We start from the raw sequence: 16753 nt of genomic DNA, 5'->3' as shown, positions 1-16753 counted from the left end.
ATGGCGGAGGGGACCCACGCGTTCCCATCTCGAACACGACCGTTAAGCCCTCCAGCGTCGATGGTACTTGAACCGCAGGGTTCTGGGAGAGTAGAACGTTGCCAAGCACACAGTAAGAGTCTTTCTGGATTTTTTCCAGAAAGACTCTTTTTTTTGCATCTGTAAATATTGCTTTTTTAACCATACTAATCCTACGAGGAGGGATGACGATGAGAAAAACAAGCAGCATGAGATGGATGGGCAGGGTATGTCTTTGTTCGATAGTAACGATGATGATGAATGGTTGCTCAACGAAAATCGAAGAAGTGAAAGAAGAGGCAAATCCACTTCATTCTTTAAGTCATGTAGGAAGCATGGGGCTCGCGCCTAATCAAGAACCGAAGAAGATGCCGCAGGCTGTGGCTGTAAATCCTTCTTTTTCCATGCCTGCGAAACCGATCGTGAAAGGTATTTATGTATCCGCCTGGTCCTCCGTAGGCAGCAAATTCGAGCAATTAATTGAACTGGTGGAACATACGGATTTAAACGCGATGGTGATTGATGTTAAGAACGATTCCGGCCAAGTAACCTATCCCTCAACGGTTCCTTTGGTCAATGAAATCGGGGCGAATAGCCACGTCATTATACAAGATATGAAAGCGAAGCTGCAGAGATTGAAGCAGAAGCATATTTATACGATAGCTAGGCTTGTTGTTTTTAAGGATCCTTATTTAAGTAAGAAGAAGAGTACGTACGCTATGAAAAACAGAGACGGTAGTGTCTGGAAGGATGCGAAAGGAATCGCGTGGGTAGACCCTTTTAAGATGGATGTGTGGGACTATAATATTCAAATCGCCAATGAGGTAGCTAATCTGGGTTTTGATGAGATTCAGTTTGATTATGTGAGATTTCCGGAAAATGGTCAGAAGGTGGACCAGGAGGTCCTTTTCGACAACCCCCAGAAGCTAAGTAAGGCTCAGGATATTGCAACGTTTTTGCATAAAGCGAAGGAACAGATCGGCAATAAGGCGTATATTTCGGCAGATGTATTCGGATTAACGACGTCTTTACCTAATGATATGGGCATTGGACAAGATTGGGCGATGATTAGTAAAGAGGTTAACTTTATTTCTCCGATGCTGTATCCGTCACACTACACGACAGGAATTTATGGGGTGAAATACCCGGATTTGCAGCCATACGCGATCATCCATCAAGCCATTAACGACGCCAAATGGAAAAACCATCAGTTAGCGAAATCAAGTAGTCAGGTTGCACAGATCAGGCCTTGGTATCAGGATTTTACGGCAACATGGGTGAAGCCTCATAAAAAGTATGGTGTGATCGATGTAAAGGAGCAGATTAAGGCAGCGAAGGAGCAAGGAATCGAGCAGTTCCTACTCTGGAATCCAAGCAGCACTTACTCTTATCGTTAACGGAATTGACTTATTCAAGGTGAGGGGAAGCTGAAGGCTTGTCCTTTTCCTTGACACCAAAAATAGGCTTTTGTTAAGATTGCAATCATACGAAAGAATGAGCTGAGGCTAATGAATCAAGCTTTCTTCAGTTAGAGGGCTTAAGGAGGACATGGAACGCTGTGAGAGAAGATAAGTTTGGCAAGGAAGGTTTAACGTTTGATGATGTTTTGTTAGTGCCGAGGAGGTCCGAAGTGTTCGGTAAGGAGATCGACGTTTCGACGCAACTGGCGCCTGGTGTGAAATTAAATATCCCTTTCATTAGCTCCGCTATGGATACAGTGACGGAGTCCGCGCTAGCGATTGCTATGGCCCGTGAAGGTGGCATCGGAATTATTCATAAGAATATGCCGATTGAGCTACAAGCTGAGCACGTTGATCGTGTCAAAAGGTCAGAGAGTGGCGTTATCACCAACCCTTTCTCCTTGACGCCTGAACACCATGTTTATGATGCTGAAGAGTTGATGGCGAAATACCGCATTTCAGGGGTACCGATTGTAAATGAAAATAATCGTTTAGTTGGTATTTTGACGAATCGCGATTTGCGCTTTGTACATGATTACTCCATTAAAATTAAAGAAGTGATGACGCAGGAAGGTCTTGTAACAGCACCAGTTGGCACGACTCTTCAGCAAGCAGAGGGCATCCTTCAGAAGCATAAAATTGAAAAGTTGCCTTTGGTAGACGAGAATTTTGGTCTTAAAGGGTTAATTACGATTAAAGATATTGAGAAGGCAATTCAATTCCCTAACTCAGCTAAGGACGCTCAAGGGCGTCTACTTGTTGGTGCAGCTGTTGGTGTGTCTAAAGACGTGCTGGAGAGAGCCGCAGCGCTTGTTACAGCGGGTATTGATGTCATCGTCGTAGATTCTGCACATGGTCATCATATTAACATCGCAGAGACTGTGAAGAAACTGAGAGCCCAATATCCAGAACTGCCGATCATCGCAGGTAACGTAGCGACTGGTGATGGGACGCGTGATTTGATCAAAGCAGGAGCTTCCATGGTGAAAGTTGGGATCGGTCCTGGTTCGATCTGTACGACTCGCATTATTGCAGGGATTGGTGTTCCACAAATTACCGCGATTTATGATTGCGCACAAGCAGCAGCCGAATTTGGTGTTCCGATTATCGCAGATGGCGGTATTAAGTACTCTGGTGACGTGGTTAAAGCGATCGCAGCGGGAGCTAGCGCGGTTATGATCGGTAGTCTTTTTGCAGGGACAGAAGAGAGTCCTGGTGAGTCTGAGATTTTCCAAGGTCGCAGATACAAAGTTTATCGCGGAATGGGCTCATTAGGTGCGATGAAGGAAGGCAGCAAGGATCGGTACTTCCAAGAGAACGAGAGTAAGCTTGTTCCAGAGGGTATTGAGGGTCGTGTGGCTTATAAAGGGCCAATGGCGGATACGGTGTATCAACTGGTTGGCGGACTTCGCTCAGGCATGGGGTATTGTGGAGCGCGCAACATTCAAGAACTTATTCATGATACGCAATTTGTTCGTATTACGGGAGCAGGTTTGAAAGAAAGCCATCCGCATGATATTCAAATTACAAAAGAAGCACCAAATTACTCGATGTAGATAAGAGACTTTTAGCTCTGCTAAAAGGTCCCTATATATTGTCACAATATGGATGAAATTGGAGGCGTGGGAGTTGAACCCACGTTTTCTTTTTTTTGTCTAATGGGGTGTGATACAATATAACGTGTCATATTGTTTTACAAACATTATTTAGGGAGAGTGAAATTGTGAGATTTTTACGATTTACAAAGAAAAAGGTTGCTTTGGTGTTAGGTATTAGCTTAATTGCTCAATCCTTACTTTTACATATACAGCCAACCTACGCGGCAGATGAGAAAAAGCCAGCGGCTTCTCCATCCCCAGCGGCGGTGACAACGCCTGCACCTAACGCAGGGACTACACCAGCACCTGCTTTGAATGAACCTCAAGTAGCAGCGAAATCTGCGATAATCATGGAAGCCAGCACAGGAGCAGTCCTGTTTCAAATGAATGCAGACGAAGCCTTCCCTCCGGCAAGTATGGCGAAGATGATGACAGAGTATTTGGCAATGGAAAGCATTAAAGAAGGCAAATTCAAGTGGGACTCACCTGTGACAGCCACTAAGAATGCAGCAGATGTTATTGGTTCCGGCCAGTTGATCGCTGAGAATGAAACACTAACGTTCAAAGATATGTTCAATGCGATGTCCATTTATTCCGCGAACGATGCTTCTGTCGCTTTTGCTGAATTGCTTGGCGGTACAGAAGAGAATTTCGCGAAAATGATGAATGACAAAGCGAAACAGCTTGGGATGTCGGATAAGGCTCATTTTATTAGTGCGACAGGACTTTCACGTGCGGATCTCAAGAATCCACCTGCTTCTATTGAAGGTGAGACGAAGATGACGGCGCGCGATGCAGCCATTCTTGCTTATAATATTTTGAAGGACCATAAAGAAATTCTAGAATTTACGAAGATCCCTTCCTTGAAGCTGAGAGCAACAGATAAGTCACCTATGATCAACTGGAACTGGATGCTAGAAGGGAATTCAACGAACACCAACTTTAAGAAGTATGCGTATGCAGGTTTAGACGGCTTGAAAACAGGCTCAACTGATGATGCGGGCTACTGCTTCACGGGAACGGCAGAACGTAACGGTATGCGTATGATTACGGTTGTTATGGGGACGAAGACAGAACCAGAACGTTTCAATGAAACACGCAAGCTGATGGACTATGCATTTAATAATTTTGAAATAAAACCATTCTTGAATGCGAAACAGACTATAGATTCTTTGAAAAGTGTGAACATTAAGAAGGGTGTACAATTAGAAGTACCTCTTGTTACAAAAACGGGGTTAACATTCGTTGCTAGAAAAGGCGCGAAAGATACGGAATTCAAAGTGACGACAGAGTCTGTTGAAGAAAGCAAGCTAGTAGCTCCAATTACAAAAGGGGATAAGCTTGGCAAAGTGAAAGTGAACTACAATGGGCAAGAAAAAACAGTAGATCTAATTGCAGATGGCGATGTCGAGAAAGGCAGTTGGATCAGGTTGCTGTTCCGCTCCATTAAAAACTTCTTCAGCGATATGTTCAATGGGATTAAAGGCGGCTCTTAGGCCAGAAAATGGGTTGTATATTACCCCTCCTTCATGTAAAATTGTTGTTTAGAAGTTTATATCGAATCGTGTAGGGAACTACACCGAAATTGCATAGAAGCTATAGGAGGAAATCAAGAATGGAAACAGGAACTTCCCGCGTTAAAACTGGTATGGCCGAAATGCAAAAAGGCGGCGTGATTATGGACGTTATGAACGCCGAGCAAGCTAAAATCGCAGAAGCAGCTGGCGCGTCCGCTGTTATGGCGCTTGAGCGCGTACCCGCTGATATTCGTGCAGCAGGTGGCGTATCCCGCATGGCAGATCCAACAATTGTTGAAGATGTTATGAAAGTTGTATCCATTCCAGTCATGGCGAAAGCAAGAATTGGTCACTTCGTTGAAGCGAAAATTCTTGAATCCCTAGGCGTTGACTATATCGATGAGAGTGAAGTACTTACTCCTGCAGATGAAGTGTTCCATATTAACAAGCGTGATTTCACAGTGCCTTTCGTATGTGGCTGCCGTGATCTTGGCGAAGCTTTGCGTCGTATCGGTGAAGGTGCATCCATGCTTCGTACGAAGGGTGAGCCAGGAACTGGTAACATCGTAGAAGCTGTTCGTCACATGCGTACGATTCAAGGTCAAATTCGTAAAGTTCAAAGCATGTCTTTGGATGAGTTGATGTTCGAAGCGAAAACTCTTGGCGCGCCTTACGAGTTGCTTCTGCAAGTTCACCAAACAGGTAAATTACCTGTCGTTAACTTCGCAGCTGGCGGTGTATCCACACCTGCTGATGCAGCGCTTATGATGCACCTTGGTTCTGATGGAGTATTCGTTGGATCCGGTATTTTCAAATCCGATAACCCAGAGAAGTTCGCGAAAGCGATCGTTGAAGCTGTAACGCATTACACAGACTTCAAATTGATTGCTGAAATTTCCAAAAACCTAGGTGCCCCTATGAAGGGAATCGAAATTTCCAAGCTTCAAGCTTCCGAGCGCATGCAGGAGCGCGGCTGGTAATGACGAAGATTGGGGTTCTCGCACTGCAAGGCGCGGTAGCAGAGCATATACGTGGTATTGAAAAGGCGGGAGCCGAAGGTGTCGTTGTTAAACGCACCGAGCAACTCGCTGAGCTAGATGGCATTATTCTCCCTGGCGGAGAGAGCACGACGATTGGTAAGCTTATGCGCACGTATGGCTTCATCGATGCGTTGCGTGAGTTCTCCGCGGCAGGCAAGCCGGTGTTCGGCACCTGCGCGGGGTTGATTGTCATCGCGAAAGAGATCACCGGACAACCGGAAGCTCATCTCGAGCTGATGGATATTACGGTGGCTCGCAACGCGTTCGGTCGTCAACGCGAAAGCTTTGAGACGGACTTGCCGATCAAAGGCATTGACGAGAGCGTTCGCGCGGTGTTCATTCGAGCTCCACTCATTGAGAAAGTGGGACCGGATGTGGATGTACTGGCCACGTATGACGGCCAGATCGTAGCTGCGCGGCAAGGACATCTCCTTGCGGCGTCCTTTCATCCGGAGCTGACGGATGATTTCCGTCTGCACAGTTATTTCTTAGACATGGTAAAGCAAAGCCAAGCATAACCAATGGTTCAAGCACCCCGAGTTAACCGGATTGCCGGTATGGGTGCTTGCTTCCATATACAAACCATTTTGCGCTAACGGAGGAATCTCCTTGTTTGATGTAAAGTTACTTCGAAGTGATTTAGCAGCTGTACAAGCTGCCATGCAAAACCGCGGCAAGCAGATCGAGGAGCTTAATGGTTTCACAGCATTAGATGTGAAGCGCAGAGAGCTGCTGCAAGAAACGGAACAGCTGAAAAACCGTCGTAATACCGTTTCCCAAGAGGTAGCGGGACGCAAGAGATCCGGTGAAAACGCGGATGAGCTGATTCAAGAAATGAAAGTGGTCGGAGACCGCATTAAAGAGCTTGATGACGAGATCCGTGTCTTGGACGAGTCGTTACAACAAGTTCTACTCTCCATTCCGAATATGCCGCATGCCAGCGTTCCTGTGGGCCGTACGGAAGAAGAGAATGTAGAAGTACGCCGGATTGGCGACATTCCTTCGTTCGATTTCGAAGTGAAGCCACATTGGGAAGTTGCGCAGGATCTGGGCATTCTGGATTTCGAAGCAGCGGCGAAGGTAACAGGTTCGCGTTTCGTGTTCTACAAGGGCTTAGGAGCTCGCCTAGAGCGCGCATTAATCAACTTCATGATGGACTTGCACAGCGATGAGCATGGCTATGAAGAAATGCTGCCTCCCTATATCGTCAACCGTGATAGTCTGACAGGTACAGGACAGCTTCCGAAGTTTGAGGAAGATGTGTTCAAGCTGGAGAATTCGGAATATTTCCTAATTCCAACAGCGGAAGTACCCGTTACGAATTACCACCGCGAAGATATTCTAACGAATGAACAGCTGCCAGTTAACTTCGTGGCGTTCAGTGCTTGTTTCCGTTCGGAAGCAGGATCCGCTGGTCGTGATACACGGGGCTTAATCAGACAGCACCAATTCAACAAAATTGAGCTTGTTAAGCTTGTAAAGCCTGAAGACTCCTACGAGGAGTTGGAGAAGCTTACAGGGCATGCTGAGCGCGTTCTACAGCTATTGAAGCTACCTTACCGTGTGCTGTCACTCTGCACAGGCGATATTGGTTTCACATCCGCGAAAACTTATGATCTGGAAGTATGGCTGCCTAACAGCGGCGCATACCGCGAGATCTCCAGCTGCTCCAATTTCGAAGACTTCCAAGCGCGCAGAGCGAACATTCGCTTCCGCCGCGATGCGAAGGCGAAGCCCGAGTTCGTGCATACACTGAATGGATCAGGCTTAGCGCTTGGTCGAACAGTGGCTGCGATTCTTGAAAATTACCAGCAAGCAGATGGTTCGATCATCGTTCCAGATGTGCTTGTTCCTTACATGAACAACGTAAAAGTCATCACGAAAAAATAGCACTTGCATCGAGTGACGATTATGTGCTACAATGCTTTTTGTCACTGCACAAGGTCGTCTCCCTAATCGGAGATGCCTATCGTGGAGAGGTGGTCGAGTGGTTTAAGGCAGCGGTCTTGAAAACCGCCGAGGTCGCAAGGTCTCCGTGGGTTCGAATCCCACCCTCTCCGTAGCCAAGGTAATACCCAACCAAAAAGTCATGCGATTCTTGAAATCGTGTGGCTTTTTTTGTTTTCCATATACAAGGGGCGAGCTTTACAAAATCTACATCATATTTTAACGAAAAGTGGGTATTTCGTAGCTGGAGCTTTTCTTATAATGGACGAGATCACCCAATATGAGGAGAGTGAAAATCCTGTGAAGAAGGTTGGAACGAAGGTAGTCTCGGTACTTTTATCCGTGGCAGTCACGATAAGTTCTTTAGCAATAGCCATTCCAGCAAGCGCTGTAGCGATAACACCAGGAACGCCGTATCAGACGAATGGCACTTACGATGTGACAGTACCGCATGTATTCATCAATCAGGTCTATGGCGGCGGTTTGGTAACGGATACAGGAAATACAGCATCTACCCATGGATTTATAGAGCTATATAACCCAACGAGCAGCGATATCAGCTTAGCGGGCTGGTCATTGCAATATGCGGATCGTGGAACATCCGCCAAAACAGGGCCAACGGGCGATTGGGATAAATTAGACCTTGTTGGCACGATTAAAGCCAAGTCCTCCTTTCTTATCCTTGGGCAAGCGACAGGGGCAACCGCACCTAAACTCAACCTTACAAATACCTATGACCAATTATGGAGTACCCGTTTTATCAATAATAAAGGGTTGAAAGTTGTTTTAATGAGTAATCAAACGAAGTTGGATGTCACCAATAAAAACCCTTTTACCAATGTACCAAAGCCTAATGGTTATGTAGATATGATAGGTTCAGGAAGTAATGATGGAGACAATATAGATATTCAAACGGACATTGATGGTTTTGAACTTGATTATCCGAGAGGATCTTCAGAAGGTACTTCCAAAAAGATATCCGTCCGTCGCAAAGCACTAACAGATACGGATAATAACAAGCAGGATTTTGGTCAGTTCGGGATTGCGGATTCGACTACGCAGGAATTGGCAGTTAAAGGACCTAAATATGGGTCATTCGGGCAATGGGACAATAATGTAACTGTTCTTGGTTACTCGAATGAAACTTTTCCTACAGCCTATGAGCAAGAAGCTTATTCAGTATTCATGAATGTGTATGGAGGGAGAGCTCCATTTACGTTCACAGCTACAGGATTACCTGCCGGATTAGCCATTAATACAGTTACTGGTGAAGTGTACGGTAAGCCGACGGAAGTAGTCACATCTAATGTATACATCAAAGTGACGGATAGTTTGTTAACGCAATATGGCCGTAATTTGACGATTAAGGTTGAACCCGCTTCTAACCTATTCAAAGATATGTTGAGCATCACGAAGCTCACAGACTTTAAAGTAGGAATTACGAATAAAGACGGCGGTGTCGCTGAGATTGTTAAATACAACAAGGATAATAATAAGTTCTATCTGGTTAATGGATCCGGAAATCCACCTAGCCTAGATATCGTTCGTTTAGATCTTGTGCAAGGCCTAGTTAAAGAAAAAACGATTAAAGTTAAAGATTTGGTTGAAAATAACGGCTTTCTATATGGTGACCTAACAAGTGTGGATGTGAATACGACTACCAAAAAGGTATCTGTATCTGTGCAAGAGTTAGATTCTAAAAAGGCTGGTAAAATCGTCGTCCTGGATTATGACGGCAATGTTGTGAAAATGTACGACGCCGGCGTTCAACCGGATATGATTAAATCTACAACAGATGGCAGATATATTTTGACTGCGAATGAAGGTGAGCCTCGCACGGCTGGTACAGATCCTGAAGGAAGTATAACCATCGTTGATACGATGATGGATAGTGTGACACAACTAAGATTTGCCGATCCTTCCGTCATCGATAATAAGGTTCATATCCGCGGTGCTTCTACACCAGTAACGGGTCAGATTACAGGCGAAGGTACGAAGCAGGACGCAATTTTTGATTTGGAACCTGAATATATCGCGCTTTCTGAGGATAATAGCAAAGCCTATGTATCCTTCCAAGAAAATAATGCAATTGGAACAATTGATTTAGCAACGAAAGCTGTCATCTCTATAAAAGGGCTAGGTCTGAAGGATTTGAGCCTTGCACGGAATGCTTTGGATTTAGTGAAGGATAATGCCATTAAGTTTGAAAATGTTCCGTTCTATGGCATGTACATGCCAGATGGCATTGCAAGCCAAACGATCAATGGTATTCCTTATGTATTCTCTGCTAATGAGGGAGACGTCACCGAATGGCCGGGCGTGAGGGGCAATGGAAGCACGATTGGTGCGATGAAAGGCAGTTTAGCACCTAATTCACCTGCCGCTCAATTCTTGGCTGGCAAGATAACTTACGACGGTGTAGAAGTAGCTAGTGATATGGGGTCGGATAGTATTTATCTCTATGGTGGCCGTTCCTTCTCGATCTGGCAGGCGAACACGATGACGCAAGTATATGACAGTGGGAATGAATTTGAGAAAGTCACAGCACAGCGTGTGCCGAATAATTTCAACACGAGCAATAGTAAAACAGCTTTAGACGACCGCAGTTCGAAGAAAGGGCCAGAGCCTGAAGATGTTAAAGTGGGGAAAGTAGGTAGTAAAACACTTGCCTTTGTGGGACTTGAGCGTGTCGGAGGTATTATGACCTATGACGTATCGGATCCAGCGAATGCCAAGTTCGTCAACTATACCAATTCACGTGTGTTTACACCGAAGGACAATCTGAATACAGATACGGGGCCAGAGGGGATCGATTACATACCTGCCGCGATTAGCCCGAATGGGAATCCACTGCTTCTCGTTGCTAATGAGGTGGGCGGAACGGTTGCCGTATATCAGCTTAATGTGCAACGGATTAGCGTGGATAGATCCACACTTTCTGTTACCAAGGGAGACGCTGCAAGCAAGCTTACAGCAACGGTGACGACGGCTGCAGGGGAATCTGTTGGCTCAGGCACAATAACTTGGAAATCTTCAAATTCAGCGGTTGCAACGGTGAGTGCAGAAGGGTTTGTATCAGCCTTGGATACGGGTACCGCGGTAATTACAGCTATAAGCCCTGATGGGTATGCGACAGCGGAAATATCAGTAACCGTATCTTCTGGTGGCACATCGTCCTCCTCTGGTCCAGGACCGGTAGCGGGAACACAACCTAGTCAACCAACAACTAGCGGAGAGATGACTACAATTACAACGCCAACTGTCAAAGACAGCAAAGGCACTTCAACGGCTAATCTTACGGTTGCGCAAGTAACGGATGCGTTAAAACAGATGGCCGACTCAGCAGGAAAATCATCAATTCTTGAAATTAAGGCAACTGTAGATGCTACTTCGAAAGAAGCGATTATTAAATTGCCTGCGGAATCACTCGTTAAGGTTGCCGAGAGCTCCACTTCAGCAGTTAAGCTAGACTTAGGTATTGGCTCGGTCACATTGGATAAAAGTGTGCTGGCTGCCATCACCTCTACTGCGACGACGGGTGAAGTATCCCTGTCCATCGCTAAAGCGGATCTAACTGCCGTCACACAACATATGACAGCAAAAGATAGTGACGCCGTTAAAGCGGCTATTGGTGACCGCCCTGTCTTCGATTTCACCATCACAGCAGGAGGCAAAACGGTTTCCACCTTCAACGGAGGTTCAGTTGAGATTCAAGTACCGTATAGACCGACGGCAAATGAAGATACGAATGCCATTATAGCCTTTTACATTACTGACAACGGTGAGCTCGTCAAAGTCTCGAATAGCTACTACGACGCGGTTACAGGCACGCTGGTTTTCAAAGTAAATCACTTCTCGCAGTATGCGGTTGGTTATTCACCCGTTGCGTTCGGTGATACGTCAACAAGCTTTGCTAAGAGCTATATCACATATTTAGCGGCTCGCAATATTATCAATGGAACAGCAGAAGGCCAGTTCTCCCCAAATGCCCAAATCAGTCGTGCGGATTTCACCTTGATGTTGGCTCGCATGGCTGGCGTGAACCTTAGCGGCTACAAATCGTCTAGTTTCCGCGATGTGAAGGCAGACAGCTATTATGCCCAGTCTGTCCAATGGGCAGCTGAGAACGGCCTTACAAGCGGTGTAAGCGAGGGTGTATTCGCACCGGCTGCCAACATCTCGCGTGAGCAAATGGTCACGATGATCGCGAGGTTTGCTGCGTTTCAGAAGTTTAGCTTACCGCAAGCGGTGAGCGCTGAACCTTTCGCAGATGGTGCAGAGATTCCTGCCTTCGCCGTAGACGCGGCGAGAGCGATGCAGCAGGCTGGCATCATTTCCGGGAAATCGGGAAATACATTTGCGCCGAAGGACTTTGCTTCGCGTGAAGAAGCAGCGAAGATGCTGGGTATGCTTTTGCAGCAAATCGTAAAATAAACCGGAAGCGGATAGCACTTACTCTCTAACACGATTCGATTCGTGCTGGGGAGTAGGTGTTTTTTTACATGGATAAAACACGGGCGGCTTCCGCATTTTAATCATGTGGAGGTGTTACCTATGAGCAAATCAGATAAGCCTAGCGTGGATCAAGCTGAAATCGTGAAAGAGTGGATGCGCGTCATGCCCACTGTTCTGCAGCCTGCCGATCAGACGAGGGTATGGGCAGATGAAGGTGATGCGGAGGCCGTCCGCGTGCACATTATGACGGCGGGGCATACTGGCTATTCGTTTGATTTTAAAGTGACGTATATGGATGCCAGAGAAGTGAAAGTTGAACTAACCGATGTGCAGCAAGGAACGACGCATATTGACGAACGCAGCGATGTTGTACAGTCGCTAATCGATGATTATGTGCGTCATATTCATGAATGTGCACAGGCCTTGCAGAAGGTCACCAACGCTTAAGTAAGAAGGAGGACACCGTGATGACGAAGCAAAAGAGTCCGGATAAAAATTTGCAGAATGTGGCCAAGGATTTGGATGCCAATCCAGTGGACGCCCATAATGCGCAGCAGATCCAGCAGAAGGTCAATGACCATCGGCATCAGGATGCTCTAAATCATGAAGGAACAAACTCGTAAAAGAGAGGATGAGGAGCTATGTCTAAACCTAAGAACTATTCCGCAGGCGACAATCTCGTTAATAATGGCAATGTAAAAAACCGAAACAACGCGGGTGGCAATCAGGAGCCGTTGTCTGGATCTAAGAAAGTGAAGAACCAGAATCATCACGGCGGGCACGCTGCGGAAGGGCATGGACACGGTGGCTAATAGGCAACGAAATTTTTTTAATAAAACATGATTAAAAAAACGGAAATCGGTCATACTATTATTGTCGGCAAGCAGAGAGGTGTGGTTCCGTTGGAGCAATTAGCGAAAGCGAAACAACCGTTGCAAAGAGGACTTTTCTACCTGTTATAATCAGGCTGGAGGGCGATGTGCTAAAGACACTTACCGTGTTTTATACGCAGATTTAACTTAAGTTTTATGAGTAACAAGGTTCAAAGAAATATCATCAATGCCGACAGAAAAAAGAACCCTTAGGGGTTCTTTTTTTCGTTGTCTATGGTGTTCTGTTGCTTCCGATTCATTACTAACCAAATGCCACCTCCGATGAGGAGCACAGCGACAATGAAGGTCTGGCTGAAGTTGTTGATCAAATACATATAATTCCGCGAAGCGGGTAGAAACTGATACATAAATTGCACAAGGACATCGCTGAAGATGTAATAGCCGCCGAAAACGATCAAAACAGCGCCAATATAACGTTGGTAGGCTGTCCAGTTTTCAACGAGAGGCTTGTCAGTTAAAGTCCCATTTTCATACTTAGAAATGCTCTGCAGGGCATCAAAAAAGCTAAAGAACCATAGGATCGGGATCAAAAAGAAGAAAAGGGACAGCCGCAGCACATCTAACACGTAAATGGAAAAAAGAAAAACTGCCATCAGCTGGATACCGCGTTTGGTCATCGATAAGTACAGATGCGCCGCACCGGGGAAAATGGCGATAATCGTGGCAAGGGTCCGATTTTTGCGTCCATGTTCATCGCGTTGGAAATCTTCAAACATACTTCGATCTGTGAGCTCTAGCCCAGCTTGTTTGCGATCTAGCTGCTTCAGCGCATCGAACATGGTGTAAAACCAGAGCACTGGCAACGCCAATAGGAACACGATAAAACCTTCATTATGCGTCAGAATGGCGATGAAGAACACGAGAATGGCAATTCCGAAGAAGGAGATCATAGCTGTAAGGCCTCTTTGCATTAAACCAAGCCAGAAATGGCCAACACCTGGAATGAAGGAGAGCATGAGAACTTTAGATCTTTCTTGTCTTCCTGCAAATTGAGCATAATAGGAGGCAGTATCCCAAGATGGCACCTCTTGCTCAGGTGGATAAGGTCCATAATGAGCTGGTATCGGTTGATGATAGGTTGTTGGAAATGGCATTGGTGTTGGAGCTGGAGCGTTCAATAAGTAGATAACCATATCGACCATGTTGATAATCCACGTGAGCCCGATGGGTATAAGCAGAAAGGCGAATTCGTCGGCATCATGGGACACAATTCCTAGAAAGAGTAAGAAAGATAGTCCGAAGAATAAAAAGCCATATAGCAAGCCGCGGATGGTACGGTTCATATACAAATGACCCACTCCAGGTATGAAGGACAGTAGGAATGCAACAAGATTACTTTTGGTAGGCATTAAGGCTCAAGGCCTCCTTTTTTTTGTTCATTTTGTAAAGTGTCTAACCATGTTAGTGTTTTATGGATAAGTTGATCCGAAATCGGCACTTGAGCTTTAAGTGAGGCAGGCGCTTCCAGAGGAGGAGCGGGCTTGAAGGCACTCAACGTTCCTAATTCCTGTGATATGCCATGGAAAAAGCCAGTCGCCACAAGCACAAGCGTCGCGGCTGCCGCAATCCCATAGTGGAACATGGTTGAGCGATGCCAAGCGGGCTTCATTCCTACCGTTCGGGCTATAATGCCATTCACATAGGTTGTTGTCTGTTTAGCGTCCATGTCTGGTATGACAATTACTTGCTCCGCACACTGCATATAGTTGGCTAGACATTCATCACATTGATAGAGATGATTTTCCATCTCTTCTTGTTCTTGTAACGGCAGACGCTCCTCCACATACTGCAACCACGCTTGCTGGTTAAAATGACGACCCTTCATCGAAACTCCTCCTCCTTCCAGTGATTTCGCAGCCACATCTTGGCTCTGTATAGCTTTGATTCGACCGTCTTGATTGTAACGCCTTGAGCATCGGCAATATCTTGATACGATTGTTGATGAATATAATAGGCCAATAACACATCTTGGTAATTTGCTGGGATCTGATGGAGCTTGTGACGAACGAATTCCGTCGTTTCTCTGATCAACACTTCCTGCTCCACACTTAGTTCTGGAGGTGCTGGTCCTGCTGAAGACAGTGCCTCCTCGAATCCGGCGACACTGTCCTCCTTGCGCCGGCTGGTGGCGCGTTTGAAATCAATAGCCCGGTTCACTGCGATGCGGGTCATCCAGGTTTTCAGGCCTCTCTTTTCATACCGAGGGAGGGAGAAGTAGATGCGGGTCCAAACCTCTTGGGACAAGTCTTCGGCGTCCTTCTGATGACGAACAATAGCAGAGATCGTCTGCAGAATATACGGACGGTACCTTGCAATTAACTCACGGAATGCCGCTTCATCGCCTTTTAGAATATGATCAATTAGTACATGCTCCTCAATATGCTTCTCCTCCTCTCCTCATGAATAGACGAGGCTAACCCATCTTACCCCTGCACATGTATGAAAAAAAAGCGAATCGTGAGATTCACTCTTAACTATCATTGCGCTATTGTAGGTTTGTTAGTCCCCAGAGGCTGTTTCTTAACGGAACTCTGAACGAACAGATATGCGAGTAGTGCACTGCCAGCACCGAGGACGCCGAGTACAATAAAGCCCTCATTCAGCGAGAAATAGTCGCCAATGATGCCCATAAGGACAGGTCCTACGAACATACCGAGTCCATAAATCGCTTGGAAAAAGCCCATTGCTGTCGCTCGCTTATCCGCTGGCATATGTTTAATGCTCATCCCCATGAGCAGGGTAAACGAAAGTCCGCGACCAAACCCGGCAAATGCCTGTGTAATCATGAGCAGCCAGAGATGATGGGTGAACGGCACCGTAAAGGTGAAGATCCCCATAAGAAGGAAGCCAGCTACAACCATGCGTTTCTCGCCATATTTCATCGCCCAACGCCTTCCGCCGAATAAAGAGGCTAGTGCAACAGGAACGTTCGCGAATAAAGAAAGTAAGGAGAGCGAGAATTTATCTGCGCCAAGCTGCATCGCATAAACCGGCGTGAAGCCGAACACCGTAGCAAATATCAACACCTGCGATAAGATAGCGAGCAGAGAAACAAAGAGAAGTGTGCGATCCGTCGCCACGTTTCCGATTCCGCGCATGGTGATTTTGGGCGCGTCTTTCTCTACTTTTTCGATGAGGAAAAAGGAACCGATCATGCCTAACAGACCAAGTATTGCGCCGAGAATGAACACAGATTCCCAACCCAGCTTGTCTGCTGCCCAGCCTGCACTAAGTATGCCCAGCACCTGACCGAGTGAGTTGAAAAAGGAGATCGTACCGATCGCCTTCGTAGACTCTTCATGCTTGTAATAGCTTGTGAATAGTACCGTAAAATCAACCCAAGTCGCTGCAGCTGCCCCTGCAAGTGCTCGGAGGATTAAGATCCATGTAAAATCGTGCGTGAACCACAGGCCGAGTCCCGTAATGGCAGTGAAGAGGAGACCGAAGGTGATGAACAGCCTTCTTTTATGAAAGCGATCTGACATAATGCCTACGGGTATGCGGAGGAGCATCTGCGAGATGCCGTACATACCGACAATCCAGCCGGCGAGTTGATGGCTTCCCCCGAGGAATTCTACGTAAGGCGCCATGATCGGAACACTTGTGTACATCGACATCCAGAACAGCATTGTGACCGCACAGAAGAGCGGGATGCGATAAGATGAAATAGGGCGAGTCGTCATCGGAGCGAGGACTCCTTTCTAATCAGTGATAACTCTATTATCGTTCTTTTGTTAACTGGGCGTCAAAAGGAATATGCTAAGGCAAAAAAGCTGTAACCGTTTTTTAGTGGGCGAATATCCTATGGGTAGTTAAAGAAGGAGG

General features: G+C 46.3%; 14 protein-coding genes, 1 tRNA gene and 1 rRNA gene. 12 read left to right on the top strand and 4 right to left on the bottom strand.

Features of this window, described 5'->3' with window-relative positions; genetic code table 11:
- The 12 genes from rrf to ASL11_RS36340 form a co-directional block, all read left to right on the top strand.
- A 5S ribosomal RNA gene (gene rrf, locus ASL11_RS07370) occupies window positions 1-107 on the top strand; the annotation flags it as partial.
- Between the two features lie 102 nt (window positions 108-209).
- On the top strand, window positions 210-1415 hold the full coding sequence (locus ASL11_RS07365) for a putative glycoside hydrolase (protein WP_056611798.1): 1206 nt from the start codon (window positions 210-212) through the stop codon (window positions 1413-1415).
- A 161-nt stretch (window positions 1416-1576) separates the two neighbouring features.
- The gene (gene guaB, locus ASL11_RS07360; protein ID WP_056611795.1) at window positions 1577-3034 is read left to right on the top strand and encodes an IMP dehydrogenase; all 1458 of its coding nucleotides are present in this window, start codon (window positions 1577-1579) and stop codon (window positions 3032-3034) included.
- A gap of 167 nt (window positions 3035-3201) precedes the next feature.
- Window positions 3202-4572, top strand: a complete 1371-nt coding sequence (locus ASL11_RS07355; protein ID WP_235550405.1) for a D-alanyl-D-alanine carboxypeptidase family protein — start codon at window positions 3202-3204, stop codon at window positions 4570-4572.
- Between the two features lie 119 nt (window positions 4573-4691).
- The gene (gene pdxS, locus ASL11_RS07350) at window positions 4692-5573 is read left to right on the top strand and encodes a pyridoxal 5'-phosphate synthase lyase subunit PdxS (protein ID WP_056611791.1); all 882 of its coding nucleotides are present in this window, start codon (window positions 4692-4694) and stop codon (window positions 5571-5573) included.
- Complete coding sequence (gene pdxT, locus ASL11_RS07345) at window positions 5573-6151, top strand: pyridoxal 5'-phosphate synthase glutaminase subunit PdxT (protein WP_056611788.1); 579 nt, start codon at window positions 5573-5575, stop codon at window positions 6149-6151. The genes pdxS and pdxT overlap by 1 nt, the downstream gene beginning before the upstream one ends.
- Window positions 6152-6242: 91 nt before the next feature.
- The gene (serS, locus tag ASL11_RS07340; protein WP_056611785.1) at window positions 6243-7523 is read left to right on the top strand and encodes a serine--tRNA ligase; all 1281 of its coding nucleotides are present in this window, start codon (window positions 6243-6245) and stop codon (window positions 7521-7523) included.
- Between the two features lie 83 nt (window positions 7524-7606).
- Window positions 7607-7693: transfer RNA gene (locus tag ASL11_RS07335), tRNA-Ser, on the top strand.
- Window positions 7694-7841: 148 nt separating this feature from the next.
- Window positions 7842-12014: a choice-of-anchor I family protein gene (locus ASL11_RS35380; protein WP_063795497.1), complete on the top strand. Its 4173-nt coding sequence runs from the start codon at window positions 7842-7844 to the stop codon at window positions 12012-12014.
- A 120-nt stretch (window positions 12015-12134) separates the two neighbouring features.
- Window positions 12135-12482, top strand: coding sequence for a hypothetical protein (locus ASL11_RS07330; protein ID WP_056611782.1), 348 nt, complete (start codon window positions 12135-12137; stop codon window positions 12480-12482).
- Window positions 12483-12502: 20 nt separating this feature from the next.
- The gene (locus ASL11_RS37070; protein WP_164483563.1) at window positions 12503-12658 is read left to right on the top strand and encodes a hypothetical protein; all 156 of its coding nucleotides are present in this window, start codon (window positions 12503-12505) and stop codon (window positions 12656-12658) included.
- Window positions 12659-12676: 18 nt separating this feature from the next.
- Complete coding sequence (locus tag ASL11_RS36340; RefSeq protein ID WP_157256842.1) at window positions 12677-12847, top strand: small acid-soluble spore protein P; 171 nt, start codon at window positions 12677-12679, stop codon at window positions 12845-12847.
- 269 nt (window positions 12848-13116) lie between these two features.
- On the opposite strand, the gene ASL11_RS07325 is transcribed toward ASL11_RS36340, so the two are convergent.
- The 4 genes from ASL11_RS07325 to ASL11_RS07310 form a co-directional block, all read right to left on the bottom strand.
- Window positions 13117-14277, bottom strand: a complete 1161-nt coding sequence (locus ASL11_RS07325) for a hypothetical protein (RefSeq protein WP_056611779.1) — start codon at window positions 14275-14277, stop codon at window positions 13117-13119.
- Entirely contained in the window at window positions 14277-14753 is a 477-nt protein-coding gene (locus tag ASL11_RS07320; protein WP_056611776.1) for a hypothetical protein, read from the bottom strand. Before ASL11_RS07320 ends, ASL11_RS07325 begins: the two co-directional genes overlap by 1 nt.
- Entirely contained in the window at window positions 14750-15280 is a 531-nt protein-coding gene (locus tag ASL11_RS07315; protein WP_056611773.1) for a sigma-70 family RNA polymerase sigma factor, read from the bottom strand. The genes ASL11_RS07320 and ASL11_RS07315 overlap by 4 nt, the downstream gene beginning before the upstream one ends.
- A gap of 125 nt (window positions 15281-15405) precedes the next feature.
- A complete protein-coding gene (locus ASL11_RS07310; protein ID WP_056611770.1) occupies window positions 15406-16611 on the bottom strand; it encodes an MFS transporter in 1206 nt (401 codons plus the stop codon).
- Window positions 16612-16753: the final 142 nt, after the last annotated feature.

Source organism: Paenibacillus sp. Soil750 (genome assembly GCF_001428045.1).
Lineage (GTDB): Bacteria > Bacillota > Bacilli > Paenibacillales > NBRC-103111 > Paenibacillus_E > Paenibacillus_E allorhizoplanae.
Note: the sequence above shows the minus strand (reverse complement) of the source record. Positions and strands in the feature narration are given on the sequence as shown.

Coding starts and splice junctions, on each gene's coding strand:
- pdxT (WP_056611788.1), top strand. CDS start 5,573: ATGACGAAGATTGGGGTTCTCGCACTGCAAGGCGCGGTAGCAGAGCAT.
- ASL11_RS07320 (WP_056611776.1), bottom strand. CDS start 14,753: ATGAAGGGTCGTCATTTTAACCAGCAAGCGTGGTTGCAGTATGTGGAG.
- ASL11_RS07330 (WP_056611782.1), top strand. CDS start 12,135: ATGAGCAAATCAGATAAGCCTAGCGTGGATCAAGCTGAAATCGTGAAA.
- ASL11_RS07365 (WP_056611798.1), top strand. CDS start 210: ATGAGAAAAACAAGCAGCATGAGATGGATGGGCAGGGTATGTCTTTGT.
- pdxS (WP_056611791.1), top strand. CDS start 4,692: ATGGAAACAGGAACTTCCCGCGTTAAAACTGGTATGGCCGAAATGCAA.
- ASL11_RS37070 (WP_164483563.1), top strand. CDS start 12,503: ATGACGAAGCAAAAGAGTCCGGATAAAAATTTGCAGAATGTGGCCAAG.
- ASL11_RS07325 (WP_056611779.1), bottom strand. CDS start 14,277: ATGCCTACCAAAAGTAATCTTGTTGCATTCCTACTGTCCTTCATACCT.
- ASL11_RS36340 (WP_157256842.1), top strand. CDS start 12,677: ATGTCTAAACCTAAGAACTATTCCGCAGGCGACAATCTCGTTAATAAT.
- ASL11_RS07310 (WP_056611770.1), bottom strand. CDS start 16,611: ATGACGACTCGCCCTATTTCATCTTATCGCATCCCGCTCTTCTGTGCG.
- ASL11_RS35380 (WP_063795497.1), top strand. CDS start 7,842: ATGGACGAGATCACCCAATATGAGGAGAGTGAAAATCCTGTGAAGAAG.